Below are 21759 nucleotides of genomic sequence, written 5' to 3' on the forward strand. Positions count from 1 at the left end.
GCAATCGCTGTCGTAGGCGTGGCTCCGATCCTCAGGGCCATCAGAGCATGAACCGCTCGCCCGTTCTCTAGCAAACCGGCGAGCCCGCGGAACCCAGGCGCTGAACGTTCCCACACAGCCTCGGGCCCAAGGCGGACATCTGGAACGTCCGCATGCGGGGGGCAGGCTACGACCAGAGTTTTGACTACGTTGCGTCGTGGGCAAATATCTGTTCGAAGATCTCTGCCCCGTCAGTGAGCAGTGCATTCAGGGCGCCGGCATCGAGAGCCTCGACGAGCGTTAGCCTGTCAAAGCCATGATCGTGGGACCGCAGCTGCTTTTCGCCGGTCTGGATACTCGTTGCGCCGGCATCGGAGTGAAGCAGCGATGCCGCGACGATGCGGTCGCGGGCGACGATCTCGGGCAGCTGAATCGGAGCGACGGTGAGGCCATCATCGGCGAGGAAGGGGGCGACAACCGTGCCATGCCCGCAGCCCTCGCTGGCTTCAACGCGGCCGCCTCCACGTCGGAAGTTGGTCAGCATGGGCATGATGCGCCGCGACCAAGGCGTCGGGTCGTTGAGGCGCGCCAGATAGGCAGGGCTCGCCATCACTTCCGCGTTGTCCAGCGCGTAAAGGATGAAGAAGCGCCGGGACTGGGTGCTGATGCTTTTGAACAGCCGCACCTTGCGGAATCCCGGAACGGCGAGCCGCTCCTGAGCGTGCTCGCGCGTCATCCAGTGCAGGTAGTCCGTCTCGTGCTCTGGCGGAACGTCGCTCCAGATCGCGAGAAAGCCCTGGCCCATCATCATCGTGCGCTTCCCGCCAGGTGAACGGCCGCCTCCAGGGCGGCGACATAACCGTAAGGACCTAAACCGCAGATCACGGCGGTCGCGGCAGTCGACGTGATGGAGTGGCGGTGCAACTCGTCGCGCGCGTGGATGTTCGACACGTGCAGCTCGATGATCGGTTTGCCAAGGGCCTTCATCGCGTCGATCAGCGCCACCGAGCGGAACGAATATGCGGCCGGATTGATGATCAGCGCATCGGCGGCGTCGCGCGCCTCCTGGATCCAGTCGACGAGGACGCCCTCGTGGTTCGACTGGCGGAAGGTCAGGGCCACGCCGCGTTCGCGGGCCAGCGCTTCGCAGGTCGCCTCGATCTCCGCCAGCGTTGTGTGGCCGTAGATGTGCGGCTCGCGGGTGCCGAGCAGGTTGAGGTTTGGCCCGTTGAGGATGGTGATGCGGAGCGTCATTTGACCGGTCCTGGCAGATGTTGGACGGCGCTGCCGCCGTCGCGCGGGTGCTAGCCCTGGTAGCCGAGCAGCCGGGGGAGCCACAGGACGAGGGACGGAAAGTAGGTGATGAGGGCGAGCGCGCCGATCATCGCCCACAGGAAGGGCATGGTCTCGCGCACGAGATCGCGCAGCGGCACGTCGGCGATCCGCTTCATGATGAAGAGCAGCAGGCCGTAGGGCGGCGTGATGAGCCCGAGCATGATGTTGATGACGACCACAACGCCAAAATGCACCATGTCGATACCGAGCGCCTTGGCGGTCGGTATCAGCACCGGGATGATGATCAGCAGGATCGTCGTACCTTCAAGCAGGCATCCGAGGATCAGCAGCAGCACGTTGACGATGATCAGGAAGGCGAGGGGCGACAGGTCCCAACTCGTCAGGAGAACCCTCAGGGCATTGGGGATGTTCTCGATGGTGACGACGTAGTTGAACACCAGTGCGCCGGCGATGAGCATGCCGATCGATGCGGTGGTGCGGGCGCTGTAGGCCAGCGACCGGTAGAGATCGGGGAAGCTGACGCTGCGATAGAGAACGACAGAGATTGCAAGTGCATAGGCGGCCGCCACGGCAGCAGCCTCGGTGGGCGTGGTGGCGCCGCCATAGATGCCGCCCAGCAGGACCACCGGCATCAGAATGACAGGAAGAGCCCGCCAGGTGATGCCGGGCAGCGCGCGCACCGGCACCGGCGCCTCGACGGGAAAGTTCCGCCGCCGGGCCGCCGTGGCCACGATACCCATCTGGGTCAGGCCGAGGAGGATGCCGGGAACGACGCCGCCGAGGAAGAGGAAGCCGATGGAGGCGTCGGAGACGAGGGCATAGAGCACCATCGGAATCGATGGCGGGATGATTGGCCCGATCACGGAGGAGGCGGCTGTGAGGGCCGCGGCGAAGGCAGGCGGATACTTGCCGTCCTTCGTCATCATCGCCTGCATCATCCGGCCGGTGCCCGCGGCATCCGCGATGGCTGAGCCCGACATGCCGGCAAAGATGACGCTCTGGACGACGTTCACCTGAGCGAGGCCGCCGCGGAAACGCCCGACCAGCGCATCGCAGAACTTCAGCAGCCGCCCCGTCATCGAGCCGATGTTCATCAGCTCCGCTGCCAGGATGAACAGAGGGACGGCCAGGATCACGTAGTTGGTGTACATGCCGTTGAGCAACTGCTCGGCGGCGATACTGAGGTCCTGGCCGGCGACGAGCAGGTAGAGGATCGAGCCGGCGATCATGGCGTGGCCGATCGGAAGGCCGAACAGCGACAGCGCGACAATCATGCCCACCGCGCACTGGAAGGCGACGCTCATATGCCCGACCCGATCTTCGTCGGGTTGTCATCCTCCGGTTCGTTGCCGCGCAGGGCGGCGAAGCCGAGCCAGAGGTAGCGGATGATCGCGGCGACGGCGAAGACGATGTAGATCGCGTAGACCCAGGAGAAGGGCAGCTTCATGTAGGCCGTACGCTCGACCTTCATGAAGGTCACATAGTCGACCATGGCCGGCAGCGCCGTACCGTAGAGAGCCACGACGGCAAGCGCGGTGACGACGCCCATCACCCGCCTCATGCGCCGGCCGGCCGCCGCATGGAGCAGGTCGAAGCGGATCTCCTCGCGTTCGGTCAATACGAAGGCCGCGCCCCACAGGACCAGCCAGAGCCAGAGGATGACACTGATCTCGTGGGTCCAGCCGATCGGCAGGTTCAGGAGATAGCGGAAGACGATCTGGATGAGGAAGGCGGCGAACATCGCCGCCAGCATCAGAACGGCGACGTTCTCCGCGCGCCGCGCGAGCCAGGGCGCCCCTGTATCGATGATGGACTTCACGAGGACAGCGCCTCCTGGCCGCGCGGAGCGGTTGGGGGGAGAAGGCCGCGGCACGCCGCGTCAGAGTGCGTTGATCTTCTCCAGCATTCCCGGAATCCAGGACTTCGCGAGATCGGAGGCGAGATATTTCTTCTGCGCGAAGTCCCGGAAGGCTGCGAGATCGGGCGTGTAGATGTCGAGACCCTGCTTCTTGAAGAAATCGACGAGCTCGGCCTCGCGCTTGAGATGCTCCGCCGTGCTCCAGTCGATGGCGGCATCGGCGGCGGCCTGGAAGGCGGCCTGCTGCTGCGCATTCATGGCGTTCCAGGCCCGGTTGGTGACGCACAGGAGATCGAAGCCGACAAGGTGCGAGGTCAGCACGATCTGTGACATCACCTCGAAGAACTTCATGTTCTGCACGTTCGGCAGGGGGTTGTCCTGTCCGTCGATCGCACCCGACTGGAGGCCGGTATAGACTTCCGCGTAGGCCATGGGAGTCGGATTGGCGCCGAGCGCCTGGCCGAGGAACTGCCAGGCGTCACCGCCCGGCATGCGCAGCTTGATGCCAGCCATGTCGGCCGGCGTGTTGATGCGCGTCCTCGGCTTCAGGCCGACCTGCCGGGCGCCGAAATAGGTCGGCCCGAGGATGCGGATATTCAGCCTGTCCTCGGCGATCTTCTTCAGGTCGCGGCCGACATCGCTGGCGAAGACGCGCTTCAGATGGTTGGAATCCTTGAACAGATAGGCGGAGGTGACGATCGACCAGGCCGGGATCTGGTTGGATATGTCCTGAGGGGCGATGTTGCCCATCTCCAGGTTGTTGCGCTGCATGGCGACGAGTTCGGTGCCCTGCCGGAACAGGGTGCCGCCATAGTAAGGCTGCAGCGTGAAATCGTTCTTGATGGCCTCGGCGAAGCGCTTGACCATCTCGGCGCGGATGTCCTGTTCGGAGAACACAGCGGAGAAGCGCAGATTGGGCTTGGCCTGGGCGAGCGCGCCCGTGGCGGAGCTGGCAAGGCCAGCAGTGGCGGCGCCAGCCATGAACAGTCGGCGATCGATGCTCATCATCATTCCTCCCTTGGCCCTCTTTCGGGGCTCGTCCCTCGCACTATCGCCTGTTCCCGATTTCGAAGCAACAGACAGTTCTCGTTTCATAGGAGAATATCGGATTCCTCATACGCTAGCCGTGATCGGTCGTTCGTGGAATCGTCGATGGTGCAAGATGCCGCTTCTGGGCGGCGATGCGGAACGGCGCGTTGAAGGCTCCATAGCCGGCATAACCCCGGCGCTCCACGACCTCGAAGAAGAAGCCGTCGTCGCCTGTGCGACCGTAGATCTGCAGGAACTCGCCGCTGGCGTCGCGGTCATACAGGATGCCGGCGGACTGCAGCGCCGTGATGTCCGCGGCGGGAAGGCCGAAGCGCGCGGCGAGGTCGGCGTAGTAGTTGGGCGAGACGCGCAGGGGCTCGAAGCCGTTGGCGGCGAGCGCCTCGGCCGTGCGCCTGAGGTCGCGGGTGGCGAAGGCAATGTGCTGGATGCCGGCGCCGAAGAGTTCGCTGACGAAATGGCCGGCCAGCGTCCGTCGGTTTTCTGCGCCATTCAGCGTCAGCCGCAAGCCGCCAGTGTCATTCTCGATCACCTGACTGCGCACGAGGCCGCCCGGATCGACGACATCGACCATGGGCAGTTTCCTGACGTCAAACAGCGAGGTGTAGAAGAGGAGCGACGTCAGGAGCTCGTCGACGAACATGGTCTGGGCGACATGATCGATGCGCTCGAGGCCTGCGTCAGCCGAGCGGGCGTCGTCCGCCACATTGACGAACTCGTGCTCCCAGAGGCGCACGAGTTCGGCGGAGCGGTCGACGAAGTAGATCACACTGCCGCCGATGCCACGGATGCCCGGCAGGCGGATGTCGCCGGGGTGCGGATCCTGTGCGAAGGGCTCGGCGCCGAGCGCCACGGCGCGGGCGAGCGTCGCCTGCGCGTCGTCGACCTGCAGACCGATGGCATAGGCGGCCGTGCCGTGGGCGAGAAAGGCGGAGCGCGCCTGCCCCTGCTGCTCGGTGTTGACGACGAGGTTGATCTGCCCTTGCCGGTAGAGATCGACCGACTTGGAACGGTGCCGCCCGGCCTTGCGGAAGCCGAGAGTGTGCAGCGTCGTCGCAAGGCCCTCTGCGCGGCGCTCGTCGGCCGCGAACTCGACGAACTCGACCCCATGCACGACGGAACGATCCGGCAGGGGACGCGCAGGCGTCCGGCCCGTCGGACTCTCCCGCGACACCTGGTCCATCAGGTGGACGAGCGAGCGGTGGCCGTCCTTGGCGACGATGCGGGCGGACCCGCCACGGAACTGGTCGTTGAAGATCTCCAGCGAGAGGTAGCCGTCGTATCCGGTGGCGTAGATCGCCCTGACGAAATCCTTCACCGGCAGGTCGCCCTCTCCCGGCATGTTGCGCAGGTGTCGGCTCCAGTGCAGCAGGTCCATGTGGATCAATGGCGCGTCGGCGAGCTGGACGATGAAGATGCGGTCGCCCGGGATGGAGCGGATCGTCTCCGAATCGATGCCCTTCGCCAGTGTATGAAAGCTGTCGAGGACGAGGCCGACAGCCGGGTGATCGGCGCGCCGCACGATCTCCCAGGCGTCGCGATGGTCGCTGACGTGGCGGCCCCAGCACAGCGCCTCGTAGCCGACCCTGAGGCCGCGCCTCGCCGCCCGCTCACCGAGCTCGCGGAAGTCGGCCGCCGCCCTGTCGACACCCCCGAGGGCCTGCGGCGACACGCTGGAGCAGATCAGCATCAGCTCCGCCCCCAGTTCCTGCATCAGGTCGAACTTGCGCTCGGCCCGGTCGAAGGCGGCCGTGCGGTAGGGCTCAGGCAGGGTCTCGAAGTCGCGGAACGGCTGGTAGAGCGTCAGCGCGAGGCCGTGATCCGCGATCATCCGGCGGACTGCAGAAGGCGTCTCGTCGGTCACGAGCAGGTCCTGCTCGAACAGTTCGAGCCCGTCGAAGCCGGCGGCGGCGATGGCCGCGATTTTCTCGGGCAGGGTGCCGCTGACCGACACCGTGGCGATGGAGGTGCGCATCAGGACGCCTCCTTCAGCTCGGCACCCGCCAGTTCGCGGCGCAGGGCTTCCGCGTCGACGTCGTGCCCGGTGAAGATGCGGAAAGCGTCGATGCCCTGGAAAAGAAACAGCTCATAGCCGCTGAGGATATCGAGGCAGGCGTCGCGCGCGCGGGTCAGGAACTCGGTCCACTGCGGGGTATAGACGGCATCGAAGGCCCAGCCGGCCCCTTCCAGCGCCATATCCGGAATGGCATTGCCACCGACGCCGGCCATGCCGAGGGGCGTCGCGTTGACGATGCCGTCGGCATGTTCGGCGGCATCCGTCACGGTTTCGGAGATCACGATGCGGGTTCCCTGTGCGCGTGGCGCGAGCGCGGCGGCAAGCGCCTCCGCCTTGCCACGGTCGGCATCGCAGAGCCTGAGTTCGCTTGCCCCCAACGCGACAAGGGCGAAGGCGATAGCCTTGCCGACACCGCCGGCGCCCGCCACGGCGACAATGCCGGGCGATGCATCGGCGAAACGATGGCGGAAGGCCGAGGCAAAGCCCGTGCTGTCGGTATTCGCGCCCTCGGGTCCGTTCGCCTCGAAAACCACCGTGTTGCAGGCGCCGAGAGCCACGAGGTCAGGGTCGGGTGTCGCCAATCGCGACAGAACCGTCTCCTTGTAGGGATAGGTGACGTTGATGCCGCGAAAGCCGCCAGTGCGGCATTGATCGAAGACCGCGTCGAAGGCCTGGCCACGGGCGGGCGGTATGAGCAAGTCGTAGCTGACGTCGAGCCCGCAAAGGCGGCCGGCCAGACGGTGCAGGTCTGGCGACCGGGACGCCTGGATCTTGTCGCCAATCAGACCGAGCCGCACGTGCCGCATGAAGTCGCTCCGCCCTCATAGGGTTCGAGCGATCAGTCATACGCCATTTGATATGAGATTCAAGAAATCATCAGATATTAGGAAATCGCCCCCGTTGCGAGGGCGTGGTCGACGCCCCCTACGATGTGCCGCTCCAGCAGCGCGCAACCCTCGTCGGCGTCGCGACGCAGCGCGGCTTCCTTCATGGCGAGGTGTTCGGCGCTCGCGATGGCGCCGCGATAGCTCAGCGCGATCATCTGGTAGCGCAGGTAGCGCTCGAAGATGGCGGCATGGGCCTGCATCAGGATCTGCGAACCGCAGGCCGAGACGAGAGCCTGGTGGAACTGCCAGTCGTAGCGCTTCCACAGGTCAGTGTCGGTGCGATCGCCGCTGGCCATCCGCGCCTCCATCTGGGCGAGCTTGTGATGGGCGGCGATGACCCGCGCCTCCCATTCGAGATCGCCTTGAGCGAACGATTGCCGCAGGGCATGGCATTCGAGCAGTTGGCGAAGCGCGGCGATCTCGCGCAGGTTGGCCGCCGAGATCGGCACGACCTCGAAGCCGCGCTGGCCCTCCGCCACGACGAGCTTTTCCGAGACAAGGCGGTTCAACGTCTCGCGCAGCGTGCTGATGCTGGCGCCATAGTCGCGCCGGAGCGCATCGAGCCGCAGCTTGCGACCGGGCGCGAGATGGCCCGTGATGATGTCGGTGCGGATGCGCTTGTAGGCGCTCTCACCCGCCGAGAAGAACAGGTCGGCGCTCATGCGGCCACGCGGGTTTCCGGCAGCGCGTGACGCGCTTCAATAGCATCGACGCAGGCGCGAATATGGGTCGCAAGGATCGCCTTGGCCTCGGCGGTGCGCCGCTCGAGCGCGCAGGCGAGCAGGTCGGCATGCTCGCGTGCCGCCACCTCGCCGCGGAAGATGCCGACAACCATCTGGTAGCGGAGGTACTTGTCGTAGACGCCGGCATGGATGTCGAGCAGTTCGGCCGATCCGCAGGCCGACACAAGACTGTGGTGGAACTCCCAATCATAGCGCTTCCACTCCGCGGGGTCAGCCTCGACGCCTGCGAGAAGGCGCTGCTCGATCCGCGCCAGCTTGTGGTGGGCAGCGACCACCCTACCCTCCCATTCGAGGTCGCCCACCGTAAAGGACAGCGCGAGGGCATGGTGCTCAAGGAAGAGCCGCATCTCGGCGACCTCCCTGAGGTCCGGAACCGACACGGGCGCGACCTCGAAGCCCTTCTGCCCCTCGGCTGCGACGAGGCCCTCGGACGCCAGCCGGTTAAGGATCTCCCTGAGGGTGGAGACGCTGGTGCCGTACTCAGCGCGCAGGCGGTCGAGCTTCAGGCGCTGGCCGGGCTTCAGACGACCGAACAACACATCCCCACGGATCTGCCGATAGGCGGTGTCGGCAACGGAGGGGTGAACGTCGAGAGAGGCGATTGGCATGTTACCTGACCGGGCCGATCCTGGCCCACCAGAAAAGCTGGCGCAGCAGCATCTTGCAACTGACCATTGTGCGGGCAGCCCTGCATGACCCCTGCGAGCGTTTGGGACCGGTGAGTCGACGGTGTTCCCGCTGCCTCCTGATAGGCGCGGCGCGACCGAACCACCACACCGCTCCCGTCCTTCATTCTTCACAGACTGGCCTGCTGCCGGTTTCGTGGACACCGAGATTGGGTGTTTCATGAAGCCGGAGGTGGCAGATGCAACGACGGAAGTTTTCGCGGGAGTTCAAGGTTGAAGCGGTTCGGCTGATCAAGGAGCGGGGCGTATCGGCGGCTCAGGCAGCGCGCGATCTCGACGTGCACGAGAACGTGCTGCGCAAATGGGTGCGGGAGCTGGGGTCCGATCCCCCGTCGGACCCCGGTCCGGCGGGGGTTTGCTTTTTGGTCCCGCCGTCCCGCATTGCGGAACACTTTGGGCGTTCCCGCGTTTCCACATCATGGACACACCGTGGCGCGCGACAATTGTGAAGGCGCTGGCGGGTGCGACCCTCGCGCTCGCCATGGGCGCCTGTGCCTCCAACTACGCGACCCAGGGGCCGCTGACGTTCCATTCGAGGCTGCCGGCTACCTATGTCGCGAGTTGCGTGGAGAGCCTGTTCAACACCCGGCTGCCGATCGTCAGGCGCTCGCCGCTCATCGGCGGAACCCTCATCAAGGTCATGGATCTCACCGACCATACGATCGCGGCCGTCAGCGTGCTGACGGAAGAAGGCGGCACGCGCGCCTCCTTCGTCTCGGACCATGCCGACCGCGGCTGGTACGAGGCCCTGTTCCGCAAATGCGTGACGGCCCCCGGCCAGCCCTAGGCGCGGTTCATCACCGCATGATCGTGCGGCTCTGCTCGCGCATGAACTGCGGCAGGTAGAACGGGCCGAGCCCACCCTTCGAGCCCGTGCCCGAGCCTTTCCAGCCGCAGAAGGTCTGGATGCCCGGCCAGGCGCCGGTCGTCGCTCCGCTGGCGCGGTTGGCATAGAGAACGCCGGCCTCCGCGCGGTCGAGGAACAGGTCGAGTTCGGCATCGTCCTGCGTGTAAATCCCGGCCGTCAGCCCATAGGGCACGGCATTGCCGCGGCCGATCGCCTCCTCCAGGGACGTGAAGGTCCGCACTGTCAGGAGGGGCAGGAACAGTTCGTCCCTGTGCAGGGCGTGATCGTCGGCAAGCCCTGTCACGATCGTCGGCTCGACGTAGCTGCCCTTGTCGAACAGTCCACCCGACAGCACCCGCCCGCCATCGACCGCGCCCTGTGCCGCGCGCGCCGCCGCGACCGCCGCCTCGAAACGCCGGCGCGCCGCCGCGCTGATCAGCGGCCCCATGAAGACGTTCCTGTCGCAGGGATCGCCGATGCGGATGGCCGCGGCCTTCGCCTTCAGCGCGGCGAGAAAATCCGCGCTGATCGCCTCGTGGACGAAGACCACCGACCCGGCGGAGCACTTCTGCCCCTGCAGGCCGAAGGCCGAGCGCGCCATGCCGGCGGCCGCCGTCTCGATGTCGGCCGAGGCGGTGACATAGGTCGGGTTCTTGCCGCCCATCTCGGCCAGCACCGGCTTCGCATGGACGCCGCCGACGCCGAAGCCGCGCATGATCCCCATGCCCACCTGATGCGAGCCGGTGAAGGCGATGCCGTCGATGCCCGGATGGGCGACGATGGCGGCGCCCGTCGCGCCGTCGCCGCAGACGAGGTTGAACACCCCGTCGGGCAGGCCCGCCTCGGCGATGCAGTCGGCCAGAAGGCGGCCGGTCAGCCCCGCCATCGGGCTTGGCTTGAACACCACCGTGTTGCCGGCGAGCAGCGCCGAAATCGACATGCCGATGGACAGCGCCACGGGGAAGTTGAACGGCGCGATGACGCCGAAGACGCCGAAGGGCCGGAGCACGTCGCGCGTCTCCTCGCGCGGATTGGCGCGCTTCAGGTCGCGCTCGAAGCCGTGGTTGGCGATCAGTTCGTCGGCGTAGAACCGCACGAGGTCGATGGCCTCCTCCACCTCGCCGAGCGCCTCCATGCGCGACTTGCCGACCTCGATCAGGCAGGCGACCGCCATCTCGAAGCGGCGCTGCGTCATCACGTCGGCGACGCGGTGGCAGAGCGCGGCGCGCTTTTCCCAGCCGCAATGCCGCCAGCCGGCGCAGGCTGCGCGCGCCGCCCTGACCGCGCGGTCCAACGCGTCCGGCGAGGCCGCCCAGAAGGTGCCGAGGGCGATGTCGCGGTCGATCGGCGAGGTGACGGCAAAGGCCGCGCCTTCACGATCGTCCCGGCCGGCGATCCAGTTCGCCCGTTCGCGGCCGAGCATCTGAGCCTTCACCTCAGGGATCACCCGGTCGAGATGGGCGTGAACGCCGGAGAAGTCATCGGCGATGTTGGAATAGGACACGCGCGGCAGCGCATCCGGCGTCATGGTCGTGTCCTGCATCGTTCCTGTCCTTGCCACGCCGGCCAGCACCGGTCGCCGCCATCCACCCTGGACCCCTGCCCAGAGACGAGGGCGCCAGGCGGGCCGGCGAACATTTCCACCACGAGGACTGTTCCGTCCACCCCGGCGGGACGATCGGACGGGCCTTGCCCGCGAGCGGCCCGCCACGCCCTCCGCAGGGTATCGGCGAAGGGGAGCTTGATCATCCACGCGTTGAAATGTCGCGGTGCTGACTTGCGGCAGGTCAACCCAATGCAGATCGGATCAGGCAATGTCTTCCCACACATTGCATTGTGAAGGAGGTTGCGACCATGAGATTAATCGGCCACCTGCCGCTGCTAACCTATCCCGACGTGGTCTCTTTGCCAGCAACACATGCCGCCTTGCAGATGGCCGCGGCCATGAAGGTCGATGTCGACGCAACGATCTACAGCGTGGACTTGCCGACCTCGGGCACGTCCATCGCCGGTCTCGTCATCGGCATCTCCGACATGATCAGGAAGGTCGAGAACGACAGCCGCGATCACGCGGCGAGCCTGACCGCCGTCATGCAGCAGTTCGCCGAGGCGGAGGGTATCGGTCTGCAGCTTGAAACCTGCTCCGCGTCGCCCGCAGGAGCCAAGGAGGGGGCCGTCGAGAAGACACGCTACTGCGACATGGCCATCCTGCCGTGGGAACCGGACAACCTGACGGCGCGCGAGGTTGCCGAAGCGGTGATCTTCGGCTCCGGCCGTCCGACGCTCATCGTCCCGGCGGGTCATCAGGCGACGGACCTCCGCCATATTGCCATCGCATGGGACGGAAGCCGCGTCGCGGCACGCGCCCTCGCGGATGCCCGGCCCTTCCTGACGGAGCAAACCGAGATCACGGTGCTGACTGTCGACGACGAGAAGCGCCTCGAGCCCGGCATCGGAGAGCGTCTCGCCGAAGGCCTGAAGCGCCGCGGCAATCAGGCAAGGTGCCATGTCCTGTCGACGAAAGGCGAGCCGATCGCTCACGCACTGCAGGAGACCAGTCGCAGTCTCGGAGCCGGATTGCTGGTGATGGGCGGCTATGGCCACTCGCGGCTGAGAGACTTCGTCATGGGGGGTGCGACCCAGGGCGTCCTCGCCAATCTGACCCTTCCCGTCCTCATGTCCCACTAGGGTGCCGGCAGGATGGCGGCGCGAGGCTGCGCCAGCCGGCGTCACGCCGGCCAGCACTGGCCGCCACCATCCACCCGTAGCACCTGCCCAGAGACGAAGGCGCCGAGCGGTCCGGCGAAAACCTCCACCAGCCGCGCCACCTCGTCCACCGTGGCGATACGGTCGAGTGTGCCGTCTTCCACCATCCGCGCGGCGTCGACCGCACGGGTGCCGAGGAAGCGGCCGGTGCGGGTGTCGCCGGGCGCGATGCAGTTCACGGTGATGTCGTAGGAACGGAGCTGGTCGGCGAGGCATCGGGTGTAGTGCGTCACGCCGGCCTTGGCGGTCGCATAGATCGCGCCGTTGGTGCGCCCCTTGAAGGCGGCGATGGAGCCGAGTGTGACGATGCGGCCCGAGCGCCGCGCCATCATGCCCCTCGCCACCGCCTGACAGGTGAGGATGGTGGAGAGGAGGTTGCGCTCCAGCACCGCCCGCACATCGGCCTCGGCGATACCCACGGCATCGTTGGGATCGGGCTTGCCACCCCTGGCGGCGATGTCGCCTCCGGCGTTGTGGACGAGGATGCCGATCGGACCGAGGACCGCCTCCGTTTCGGCGACGACGCGATCGATCTGGTCCGACCGGGTCAGGTCGGCCAGCACCCTCACCGTCCTGACGCCATGCGTCGCCGCGACCTCCGCCCCCACCGCCGTGAGCGTGGTGCCCTCGCCATACTCGGCCGGACCGTCCTCGCGCATGCCGTGGATGGCGACGTCGGCGCCCATCGCCGCCAGCCTCTCCGCGAAGGCTCGGCCGAGCCCGCGCCCGGCCCCCGTCACCAGGGCAACCTTGCCGGCCAGCGGCCGGTCCTTCGATGTGGCGTTCATGTGCTGTTGTCTCCCCGGCGACACTCCGCCGACGCCTTGCGCGTTTGGCAAGGCCGCCGGTCGATGGATCGGCCTGCGGCGGCCGCTTGCCGCAGCGGTCCTCCCGCGGATCGACTATGATCGGGGGCAGGCGAATCGGGACACGGCATGGACAGCGCAGCGGCGGCCCGCGACATCGAGGCGAAGATCCGCGACCTCGTGATCTTCATCACCGGCGAGGAAGACCTCGCCGTCGAGACAGCCTCGCCGCTCGTCGGCGAGGGCGCTCTGGTGGATTCGCAGGGGCTGCTCGAGATGATGCTGGCGCTGGAGGAGTTCGCGCAGGAGCGCTTCGGCAAGGCCTTCGACTGGATGAACGACGCCGCCTTCTCGTCCTCCCGCTCACCGTTCCGCACCGTCGGCACGCTCGCCGCCTACATGGCCGGGCAGATGGCGGACGGCGCGTGAGGCGCGCCCTGCTCGTCACCGGCGCCAGCCGCGGCCTCGGCCGCGCCATCGCCGAGCGCGCCTTGACGGCCGGCTATGAAGTCATCGGCCTTGCCCGCACGGCCGCCGAGGCGCCCTTTCCCATCCATCCCTGCGATGTCGCCGATGCCGCGGCGGTAAAGGCGGTTGCCGCCGCCCTGCCGCGCGACCTCCCCCTCTGGGGCGTCGTCAATGCAGCCGGCATCGCCTCGATGAACCTCGCGCTGATGACACCGCCGGCCACCGTCCAGCGGGTCATCGCCACCAACCTGATGGGCGCGATCCATGTCTCCCAGGCCTTCGCGCCGGCGCTGGTGCGGGCCAAGGGTGGACGGATCATTCACTTCTCGACCATCGCCGTGCCGCTGGGTCTTGCAGGCGAAGCCGTCTATGTCGCCTCCAAGGCCGGCGTCGAGGGCTTCTCCCGCACCTTCGCCCGGGAGGTCGCCGGCTTCGGCGTCACCGTGAACTGCGTCGCGCCGGGACCGATCGACACCGACCTGATCGCCAAGGTGCCGGCGGACGCCATTGACCGCATCGTCCGGCGGCAGGTGGTCCAGCGCAAGGGCACCCCCGACGACGTGTGGAACGCCGTCGCCTTCCTGCTCTCGGACGAGGCCGCGATGATCTCCGGCCAGGTCCTCAACATCGGCGGGGCCTGATGGCCGGCCTTGTCGACGAGATCCTCGCGCGCCAGAGCGACCCGACCCGGCCCTTCCTGATCTCGGCGGAAGGCGATCTCGCCTTCGCCGACATCGTCGCAGCCAAGGGCCCCGACCTCTCGGCCATCTCAGCCGGCGACGTCGTCGCTCTCGTCGGCGATTTCGAGCCGGGCAGCGTCGCGACCCTGCTGCGCCTCATCGACATCAGCGCCATCATCGTGCCGCTGACCCGCCAGACCGCCGCCGACCACGCCTACTTTCACGAGGCGGCGCATGTGAACGCCGTGATCGACGCTGGAGCCGTGACGCGCGATCCGCCGCAGGGCCTCGGCCATCCGATGCTGGCGGCGCTGCGCGCCCGCGGCCATGCCGGCCTCGTGCTGTTCTCCTCCGGCACGACGGGGCGGCCTAAGGCGATCCTGCACGACTTCGACCCCTTCCTCGCCCGCTTCCGCACGCCGCGCGAAGCGCTGGTGACCATGAGCTTCCTGATGTTCGACCACATCGGCGGCATCAACACGCTGCTCCACACGCTGTTCAACAATGGTCGCATCGTCGTGCCGTCGCGGCGCACCGCCGAGGCGGTCATCGCCGAGATCGCCGAACGCGGCGTCGAACTGCTGCCGACGACGCCCACCTTCCTGCGCATGGCTCTGATGAGCGGCATGCTGCCGCGCCTCGCCGATACCCGCCTGCGCGTCGTCACCTACGGCACCGAGCGCATGGACGAGCCGACGCTTCTCCGGCTTTGCGAGGCCCTGCCCGCCATCGACTTCCGCCAGACCTACGGCATGTCCGAACTCGGCATCCTCCGGGTGAAGTCGGAGGCGCGCGACAGCCTGTTCATGAAGGTCGGCGGCGAAGGCGTCGAGACGCGGGTGCGCCCCGACAATGTGCTGGAGATCCGCGCCGCCAACCGCATGGTCGGTTATCTCAACGCACCCTCCCCCTTCTCGGAGGACGGCTGGTACGACACCCGCGACGTGGTCGAGGTGAAGGGGGACCATGTCCGCGTCACCGGCCGCACCAGCGACGTCATCAATGTCGGCGGCCAGAAGATCCTGCCCTCGGAGATCGAGCGCGCGGCGCTGCTCCACCCGGCCGTGGCGCTCGCCAAGGCCTGGGGCGGGAGGAACCCCATCACGGGCGAGCACATCGAGGTGGCCGTGCAGCTTCGCGACGGCGAGACCCTGACGCGCGAGGACATGATGCGCCACTTCCGGGCGCATCTGCCGCAGGGGCTTCACCCGCACCGGGTGCGCTTCGAGGCCATCGCGGTCGGCCACCGGTTCAAGAAGATGTAGAGGGGCGGCCAGACGCACTGCCGTCATGCACGGCGCAGTCAGAGGCGGTGGGGCGATGCCTTCGACGCCCCGCCCTCACGCCTGCTGATAGTTGAGCAGCAGCCCCGAGTTCTCCCACTCGGTCGAGACCAGCCGCCCGGTCGAGGACAGCGTGATGTAGGCGGTGCGCAGTTCCGGCCCGCCGAAGGCGATGTTGGTCACCCAGCGCTCGCCCGGCACCGGAATGTGCCTGAAATCACCCGTATCGGGCTCGATGACGGTGATGCCGCCGTTCACCAGCGTCGCCACGCAGACATTGCCGTCGGCATCCACCGCCAGCGAGTCGAAGCGGTTGTAGCCGCCGATGCCGGCGACGATCCGCCCGCCATGCGGCGAGGGGAAGGGATGGCGGCGAACCTCGCCCGGCCCCTCGAGATCGAAGGCCCAGAGCCGTGCCGTCTCCGTCTCGGCGACGTAGAGAACCGTGCCGTCCGGCGACAGGCCGATGCCGTTGGGCGTCACCATCGGATGCGCCAGCTCCTTGATGAAAGAGCCGTCGGCCCGGGCGTAATAGACGCCGCCGCGATCCATGTCGCGCGGCCGCGCCTTGCCGAGATCGGTGAAGTAGAAGCCGCCCTGGCCGTCGAAGACGATGTCGTTCGGACCCTTGAACGGGCAGGCCTCGGTGGCGGTGTAGAGCACCTCCAGCGCGCCGGTGACGAGGTCGAGCCGCTCGATCCGTCCGCCCGAATAGTCGTCCGCCTGACCGATCGGCAGGAGGCCGCGCGCATCGCCCGGCGGCGTCCATTTGAAACCGCCATTGTTGCAGATGTAGAGCTTGCCGTCCGGGCCGAGCGCGAGGCCGTTGGGGCCGCCGCCCTGCTGGCTGAGATAGGTGACGGCGCCATCGGGAGCGACCTTGGTCACCGTCCCGCGGCCGATCTCCACCAGCACGACCGACCCGTCGGCGAGGATGACCGGCCCCTCCGGGAAGAGCAGCCCCGAGGCCAGTTCCCTGAATTCCATGTCCATGTCGTTCCTCCCGATGCCGGCCCCTTGCGGGCTCTTCGACCCGCATCGCAGCGTGTCGTCGTGCATCAGACCATCAGTTGCGGCGCGAGGCGAGCCCCGGGCCGCAGGCCTGCCATCCGCGCCCGGCTCTGCGAAGGTCGGGTTGCATCGCGCCCCCCGTTCGGGCTTGATGCGCCCGTCCGACCCCTCACAGGACCGTCCATGGCCGTCGAGATCGAGCGCAAGTTCCTGGTCACCGGCGACGGCTGGCGGTCGGCGCCGCGCGTCCGTGCCATTGCCCAGGGCTACCTCGCCGCCTCGGGGCCGGCGTCGGTCCGCGTCCGCATCCAGGACGGCGCCGCGACGCTGACCATCAAGGGCGAGGCCGAGGGACCGGTGCGGGACGAGTTCGAATACGTCATCCCGCTGGCCGATGCCGAGGGCATGCTGCGCATCTGCCCGCAACCGCCCATCGTCAAGAAGAGGCACGAGATCGTCCATGCCGGCAAGCTCTGGCAGGTCGACCTGTTCGAGGGCGCCCTTGCCGGTCTGGTCATCGCCGAGATCGAACTGGACCATGCCGACGAGGTGATCGAGCTGCCGGAATGGGTCGGTCGGGAAGTGACCGCCGACGGGCGCTACCGCAATTCCTCGCTCATCCGCTCAGGCCTTGCGGGCCTTCCGCACGACGGCGAAAGGTTGAAGCGGAGCGTCGGCTGAGACGCCGCAACGGCCGGTCTGGTCGCGGCTGCGGACCGGTGCTAGAGCTTGGCCACGCCGCCTCTGGCCGCCCCGCATCGCCAGCGATCCCGAAAGAAGGCTCGGATGTCCGTCGTCACCAGCATCGAAGATCTCCGCATCCTCGCCCAGCGGCGCGTGCCGCGCATGTTCTACGACTACGCCGACTCCGGCGCCTGGACCGAGAGCACCTACCGGGCCAACACCACGGATTTTTCGAAGATCAAGCTGCGCCAGCGCGTTGCCGTCGACATGCGCAACCGCACGCTCGCCACCGAGATGATCGGCCTGCCGGTGTCGATGCCCGTGGCGCTTGCGCCGACCGGCCTCACCGGCATGCAGCATGCCGACGGCGAGATCCTCGCCGCACGCGCCGCGAACAAGGCCGGCATCCCCTTCACGCTGTCGACCATGAGCATCTGCTCGCTGGAGGACATCGCGGAAGCCACAGGCAAGCCCTTCTGGTTCCAGCTCTACGTGATGCGCGACCGCGAGTTCGCGGCGAACCTCATCGACCGGGCGAAGACGGCGGGCTGCTCGGCGCTCGTCCTGACCCTCGACCTGCAGATCCTCGGCCAGCGCCACAAGGACATCAAGAACGGCCTCTCAGCCCCGCCGAAACCGACCATCAGGAACCTCATCAACCTCGCCACCAAGCTGCGCTGGTGCCTTGCCATGCTGGGCACCAAGCGGCGCACCTTCGGCAACATCGTCGGCCACGCCAAGGGCGTCGACGACATGTCCTCGCTCTCCTCCTGGACCTCGGAACAGTTCGACCCGGCGCTCAACTGGGACGACGTGAAGTGGATCAAGGACCGCTGGGGCGGCAAGCTGATCCTGAAGGGCATTCTCGACGCCGAGGACGCCGAACTCGCCGCGCAGTCGGGCGCCGACGCGCTGATCGTCTCGAACCATGGCGGCCGCCAGCTCGACGGCGCCATGTCCTCCATCGAGGCCCTGCCCGGCATCGTCGCGGCGGTCGGCGACAAGATCGAGGTCCACATGGACGGCGGCATCCGCTCCGGCCAGGACGTCATCAAGGCGGTCGCTCTCGGCGCGAAGGGCACCTATATCGGCCGCGCCTTCCTCTATGGCCTCGGCGCCATGGGCGAGGAGGGCGTCACCATGGCCATCGAGATCATCCGCAAGGAGCTCGACATCACCATGGCGCTCTGCGGCCTGCGCGACATCCGGACGGTCGACGGCAACATCCTGGTGCGCTGACAGTCGCAGGTCAGCGACCGATGATGTCCGCCGGGTGATCGGGCCACAGCAGCGCCAGCCGCGAGGCGGTCGCCCATCGGCCCGACGCGAACTGGCGAACCTCGATGCCGACCCCCGCATCGGCGAGGGTGATGCGGTTCCAGCTGTTGATCTCGCCCCTCAGCCGGTCCGAGGTCGCCGTGCCCGCATGAACGATGAGAACATCGTCGGGCGCGAGCGTGGTCGCGGTGACCGCCGTCCGCTCGCCCGCGGCGGGGTTCCACAGGCTCGCGTGGCTGCGGTGACGATGACCGAGCAGAACGAGGCTCCGCGGCCGCGTCGCCAGCGTCGCAAGCAAGTCCTCGCCGCGCGTCACGAGGTCGTAGGCCCGGCCCGTATCGTTGCCGTAGGCGACCGGATGATGCGCCGCGACCATCAGCACGCGCGGATCGTGCCCGGCCGTCGCCACCGCGTCGATCTGCGCCGGCGCCAGGATGCCGCGCGACCAGTTGAGATAGGGGCCGAACGGCCGGGCGCTGTTGACTCCCTTGATCAGAACGGCCTCGTTTGACCATTCCGGCGCCAGCCCCGCCGTGACGAAGCGTCGCCACCGCCGGAACGGCGCGAGGAACATCTCCCACAGCGGGAACGAGACGATGTCGTGGTTGCCCGGCACGACGAGATAGGGGGCCGGCAGGCGGTCGAGGAAGTCACGGGCGGCGGTGAACTGTCGATAGCTCGCCGTCTGTGTGAGGTCGCCGCTGACCACGACGACGTCCGGTCTCGCGGCGGCAAGATCGGCGATCAGCGCGGCGACGATGTCCGGCACCTCGCGCCCGAAGTGGATGTCGGAGATGTGCGCGACCACCGTCATGGCGCTGCCCCCACGGCGGGCCTGTCGTCGATGACCGTCATGCCGCGGGGTCTGGCGGACGCGGCACGATGACCTTCAGCGCACCCGGCCTGACCTCGAAGCGCAGCGGCGTTTTCACCCGGCGGATCTCGCCGTCGTTCAGAATGGTGAGCCACTCCCGCTGGGTATCGATGGCAAGGACAGGCGTCTCGCAATAGCCGATGTCCGCATCGTGACGCGCCCGCCCGGCAAAGATCGAGGCTGCGAGGCGGAACAGCGTGAGATAGCCGCGCTCCCGCGCCGCATAAACCGCCAGCAGGCCGGCATCGAGCCTTTCGCGGAACGGGACGCGCGAGACGATCTCGGCCAGCGGGTTGACCGAGACGATGACGCCGCGCGTCTCCTCGGTCCAGGCGCTGCGGCCGTCGCGGATCGCGAGCTTGGCCGGCCTCAGCGTCATGGCCTTCATCCCGGTGCGCAGGAACGACAGCACGGTCGCCCCCATCCGTCCGCGCGCCTCCTCGCGATAGCGCTGCAGCTTGGCAAGCGGGCCGATGACGCTGGTGCACAGGAAGGCGTGGTCATTGACCATGCCGACATCGATGGAGCGTTGGTCGCCGGACGCAAGGGCTGCGATGGCCCGGGCCGGTTCGAGCGGAATGAGCAGGTCGCGGGCGAGCTGGTTCACGGTTCCCTGCGGCACGATGGCGAGCGCCGTCGCCGTGCCGGCAAAAGCTTCGGCGGCAGCCAGGATCGTCCCGTCGCCACCGAGGACGACGACGACGTCGGGAGTCTGCGCCTGGCAGGCGGCAATGGCCTCCTGCAGACGGCCACCGCGGGCCATGTAGATGTGCGGATAGATACCGAAGGCCGAGATCGCGGCGACGATCGCATCGACGGGCTGGCCGCCATTGCCGCCGAGCCCGGAACTCCTGTTAGCCAGCACGGCAACCGACGGTGTCGAGCCGAAGCCGAAGATGCCCTTATCGGCCATGTGGCTAGGTCCCCGGGGTGACGCGTCGACGCGGCACGCGGTCAAGACAACGGACAAGGCGACGAAGAGTTCCCGCAGGCCGATGAATGCCGGGTCATGGCGCCTCGTGCTTCAGGCAGGCGAACGGCACGGCGTGCGGCTATTGCCGCCACAAACAGGAAGGGCCGCCTCGTCGGCGGCCCCTGGCATTCCGGTGTTCGGAACGAGATCAGCGACGGCCGCTGCGGGATGCTGCCTTGGCGCGGGCCTCGGCATAGGCCGCGATCTCGCGATAGATCTGCTTCGGACGCGCCTTGGCGCGGGCCTCTTCTTCTTCGAGACGCTTCAGCTCGGCCTCTTCGGCCGCGATACGCTCGGCTTCCTTGCGGGCAGCCTCTTCGGCGGCGAAACGCTCGGCCTCTGCCCGGCGGATCGCTTCCTTGGCAGCTTCGCGTTCGGCGCGGGCTGCTGCGATGGCGAGACGCTCGGCCTGGCGCTTCTGGAACTCCGGATCATCCGGACCCGGGCGCGAACGGAACTTCTCCAACAATGCCTGCTTAGCCTTCTGGGCAGTCTCAAGGCGTTCGGACAGGCCGTTCTGGGTATGGATGGACAAAGGGCAGTGATCCTTGGTTCGTACGGTCGTGGTTCAGGGCGATTGAGGGCATCGCAGGCGGAAGGCACGCGCCGGAATACCGGAGGCCTCGCCGCGACTGCATCCGGGTACAGAAAGCGTTACCGGACGTCAACGTCAAACCACGGTCTCGTGACATATGGTTGACGCGCAGCTGCCATTCTCTCCGCGCCGGGCCGAAATCCCCGTTCGGCCGGGGCGTCCCTGCCTACAAGGCAGGGCTGCCCGGCCGCGCCAGCACCCGCACCAGGTCGCTGCGCACCGTTTCGATGTGGCGCACCAGGAAGGCGCCGGCCTCCGCGAACCGGCCGGCGCGGCACAGGCGCACGAGTTCGGCATGTTCCTGCTCGGCGATGCCCATGGCTGTGGTGTTGGACAGCTGGACGCGCGTGTAGCGGTCGCTCGTCTGCAGCAGGGCCGCGACGATGGACTGGGTACGGGGCTGGCGCGCCTTGGTGTAGAGCGCCATGTGGAACTCGGCGTTGATGACGCCCCACTGGCCGACGTCGCCGGCGGCGATCGCCTTCTCGAAGCGGGCCTGGATGGCATCGAGCGCGGCGAAATCCGTGTCCTCGAAGCGCGGGGCGGACTCGGCCAGCATGCGCGGCTCCAGCAGCGCGCGCAGGTCGAAGACGTCGTTGACCTCGTCCAGCGACAGCTCCGAGACGATCGCGCCCTTGTGCGGCACGATGCGCACGAAGCCCTCGGCCTCGAGCTGGAACAGCGCCTCGCGCACCGGGATGCGGCTCACCCCATAGGTGTCGGCCAGCGCATCCTGCCGGAGCTGCGTGCCCGCCAGATGGGTCCCGTCGAGAATGGCCTGCCGCAGCTTGTCGACGATCGCGGCGGACAGGGTGCGGTGCTTCAGCGGTGCGTTCATCCGATTCCATCCCGGGCAGCACATCGGACCATGAAATCCGACGATTGCCCATCCGTTCACCTCGCCAATGGCCCTCTCCCCGCCGCCGATCGCGCAGAAGGAAATTTCCTCAGGGGCATTGACTCCTGAATTGTATAAAATCT

The 21759-nt window shown here is 67.5% G+C and carries 23 protein-coding genes and 1 pseudogene; 8 read left to right on the forward strand and 16 right to left on the reverse strand.

Annotation, left to right across the window (positions count from 1 at the left end):
- Positions 1-184 precede the first annotated feature (184 nt).
- From ACJ4V0_RS19910 to ACJ4V0_RS19950, 9 genes are all read right to left on the reverse strand, one after another.
- Entirely contained in the window at positions 185-790 is a 606-nt protein-coding gene (locus ACJ4V0_RS19910; protein ID WP_448301357.1) for a hypothetical protein, read from the reverse strand.
- Positions 787-1233, reverse strand: coding sequence for a type II 3-dehydroquinate dehydratase (gene aroQ / locus ACJ4V0_RS19915; protein ID WP_448301358.1), 447 nt, complete (start codon positions 1231-1233; stop codon positions 787-789). Before aroQ ends, ACJ4V0_RS19910 begins: the two co-directional genes overlap by 4 nt.
- 50 nt (positions 1234-1283) lie before the next feature.
- Positions 1284-2579, reverse strand: coding sequence for a TRAP transporter large permease (locus ACJ4V0_RS19920; protein WP_448301359.1), 1296 nt, complete (start codon positions 2577-2579; stop codon positions 1284-1286).
- Positions 2576-3094 carry a TRAP transporter small permease gene (locus ACJ4V0_RS19925; RefSeq protein ID WP_448301360.1) on the reverse strand — a complete coding sequence of 173 codons (519 nt, stop codon included), beginning with the start codon at positions 3092-3094 and terminating at the stop codon, positions 2576-2578. The genes ACJ4V0_RS19920 and ACJ4V0_RS19925 overlap by 4 nt, the downstream gene beginning before the upstream one ends.
- A 60-nt stretch (positions 3095-3154) precedes the next feature.
- A complete protein-coding gene (gene dctP, locus ACJ4V0_RS19930; protein WP_448301361.1) occupies positions 3155-4144 on the reverse strand; it encodes a TRAP transporter substrate-binding protein DctP in 990 nt (329 codons plus the stop codon).
- Between the two features lie 109 nt (positions 4145-4253).
- Positions 4254-6155 carry a bifunctional sugar phosphate isomerase/epimerase/4-hydroxyphenylpyruvate dioxygenase family protein gene (locus tag ACJ4V0_RS19935; protein ID WP_448301362.1) on the reverse strand — a complete coding sequence of 634 codons (1902 nt, stop codon included), beginning with the start codon at positions 6153-6155 and terminating at the stop codon, positions 4254-4256.
- Positions 6155-7003, reverse strand: a complete 849-nt coding sequence (locus ACJ4V0_RS19940; RefSeq protein WP_448301363.1) for a shikimate dehydrogenase family protein — start codon at positions 7001-7003, stop codon at positions 6155-6157. Before ACJ4V0_RS19940 ends, ACJ4V0_RS19935 begins: the two co-directional genes overlap by 1 nt.
- Positions 7004-7080: 77 nt before the next feature.
- Positions 7081-7746, reverse strand: a complete 666-nt coding sequence (locus ACJ4V0_RS19945) for a GntR family transcriptional regulator (RefSeq protein WP_448301364.1) — start codon at positions 7744-7746, stop codon at positions 7081-7083.
- Positions 7743-8435, reverse strand: coding sequence for a GntR family transcriptional regulator (locus ACJ4V0_RS19950; protein ID WP_448301365.1), 693 nt, complete (start codon positions 8433-8435; stop codon positions 7743-7745). The genes ACJ4V0_RS19945 and ACJ4V0_RS19950 overlap by 4 nt, the downstream gene beginning before the upstream one ends.
- A 257-nt stretch (positions 8436-8692) precedes the next feature.
- Here ACJ4V0_RS19950 and ACJ4V0_RS19955 point away from each other — a divergent pair.
- Together ACJ4V0_RS19955 and ACJ4V0_RS19960 are read left to right on the forward strand one after the other, a co-directional pair.
- Positions 8693-8842, forward strand: a pseudogene (locus tag ACJ4V0_RS19955) (transposase); the annotation flags it as partial.
- Positions 8843-8931: 89 nt separating this feature from the next.
- A complete protein-coding gene (locus tag ACJ4V0_RS19960; RefSeq protein ID WP_448301366.1) occupies positions 8932-9300 on the forward strand; it encodes a hypothetical protein in 369 nt (122 codons plus the stop codon).
- Between the two features lie 10 nt (positions 9301-9310).
- On the opposite strand, the gene ACJ4V0_RS19965 is transcribed toward ACJ4V0_RS19960, so the two are convergent.
- Entirely contained in the window at positions 9311-10903 is a 1593-nt protein-coding gene (locus ACJ4V0_RS19965) for an aldehyde dehydrogenase family protein (RefSeq protein ID WP_448301367.1), read from the reverse strand.
- A 311-nt stretch (positions 10904-11214) separates the two neighbouring features.
- On the opposite strand from ACJ4V0_RS19965, the gene ACJ4V0_RS19970 reads away from it, so the two are divergent.
- On the forward strand, positions 11215-12048 hold the full coding sequence (locus ACJ4V0_RS19970) for a universal stress protein (RefSeq protein ID WP_448301368.1): 834 nt from the start codon (positions 11215-11217) through the stop codon (positions 12046-12048).
- A 41-nt stretch (positions 12049-12089) separates the two neighbouring features.
- On the opposite strand, the gene ACJ4V0_RS19975 is transcribed toward ACJ4V0_RS19970, so the two are convergent.
- Positions 12090-12914 carry an SDR family NAD(P)-dependent oxidoreductase gene (locus tag ACJ4V0_RS19975; RefSeq protein WP_448301369.1) on the reverse strand — a complete coding sequence of 275 codons (825 nt, stop codon included), beginning with the start codon at positions 12912-12914 and terminating at the stop codon, positions 12090-12092.
- A 147-nt stretch (positions 12915-13061) separates the two neighbouring features.
- Between ACJ4V0_RS19975 and ACJ4V0_RS19980 the strand changes: the two genes are divergently transcribed.
- The 3 genes from ACJ4V0_RS19980 to ACJ4V0_RS19990 are packed head-to-tail and all read left to right on the forward strand — an operon-like array spanning position 13062 to position 15345.
- On the forward strand, positions 13062-13361 hold the full coding sequence (locus ACJ4V0_RS19980) for an acyl carrier protein (protein WP_448301370.1): 300 nt from the start codon (positions 13062-13064) through the stop codon (positions 13359-13361).
- Entirely contained in the window at positions 13358-14041 is a 684-nt protein-coding gene (locus ACJ4V0_RS19985; RefSeq protein ID WP_448301371.1) for an SDR family NAD(P)-dependent oxidoreductase, read from the forward strand. The genes ACJ4V0_RS19980 and ACJ4V0_RS19985 overlap by 4 nt, the downstream gene beginning before the upstream one ends.
- On the forward strand, positions 14041-15345 hold the full coding sequence (locus ACJ4V0_RS19990; protein WP_448301372.1) for an ANL family adenylate-forming protein: 1305 nt from the start codon (positions 14041-14043) through the stop codon (positions 15343-15345). Before ACJ4V0_RS19985 ends, ACJ4V0_RS19990 begins: the two co-directional genes overlap by 1 nt.
- A 75-nt stretch (positions 15346-15420) precedes the next feature.
- Here ACJ4V0_RS19990 and ACJ4V0_RS19995 read toward each other — a convergent pair whose 3' ends face one another.
- On the reverse strand, positions 15421-16356 hold the full coding sequence (locus ACJ4V0_RS19995; protein WP_448301373.1) for an SMP-30/gluconolactonase/LRE family protein: 936 nt from the start codon (positions 16354-16356) through the stop codon (positions 15421-15423).
- Between the two features lie 201 nt (positions 16357-16557).
- Here ACJ4V0_RS19995 and ACJ4V0_RS20000 point away from each other — a divergent pair, with 201 nt between their 5' ends.
- Both ACJ4V0_RS20000 and ACJ4V0_RS20005 read left to right on the forward strand, forming a co-directional pair.
- Complete coding sequence (locus tag ACJ4V0_RS20000; RefSeq protein WP_448301374.1) at positions 16558-17055, forward strand: CYTH domain-containing protein; 498 nt, start codon at positions 16558-16560, stop codon at positions 17053-17055.
- A gap of 105 nt (positions 17056-17160) precedes the next feature.
- Entirely contained in the window at positions 17161-18297 is a 1137-nt protein-coding gene (locus ACJ4V0_RS20005; RefSeq protein ID WP_448301375.1) for an alpha-hydroxy acid oxidase, read from the forward strand.
- A gap of 10 nt (positions 18298-18307) precedes the next feature.
- On the opposite strand, the gene ACJ4V0_RS20010 is transcribed toward ACJ4V0_RS20005, so the two are convergent.
- The 4 genes from ACJ4V0_RS20010 to ACJ4V0_RS20025 form a co-directional block, all read right to left on the reverse strand.
- A complete protein-coding gene (locus ACJ4V0_RS20010; protein WP_448301376.1) occupies positions 18308-19150 on the reverse strand; it encodes a metallophosphoesterase family protein in 843 nt (280 codons plus the stop codon).
- 37 nt (positions 19151-19187) lie between these two features.
- Positions 19188-20123: a diacylglycerol/lipid kinase family protein gene (locus ACJ4V0_RS20015; protein ID WP_448301377.1), complete on the reverse strand. Its 936-nt coding sequence runs from the start codon at positions 20121-20123 to the stop codon at positions 19188-19190.
- 208 nt (positions 20124-20331) lie between these two features.
- Positions 20332-20718: a DUF6481 family protein gene (locus ACJ4V0_RS20020; protein ID WP_448301378.1), complete on the reverse strand. Its 387-nt coding sequence runs from the start codon at positions 20716-20718 to the stop codon at positions 20332-20334.
- A 226-nt stretch (positions 20719-20944) separates the two neighbouring features.
- Positions 20945-21616 (reverse strand): GntR family transcriptional regulator, encoded by a 672-nt coding sequence (locus ACJ4V0_RS20025; RefSeq protein WP_448301379.1) that lies wholly within the window; start codon positions 21614-21616, stop codon positions 20945-20947.
- Positions 21617-21759: the final 143 nt, after the last annotated feature.

It is taken from the genome of Phreatobacter aquiterrae, assembly GCF_053471285.1.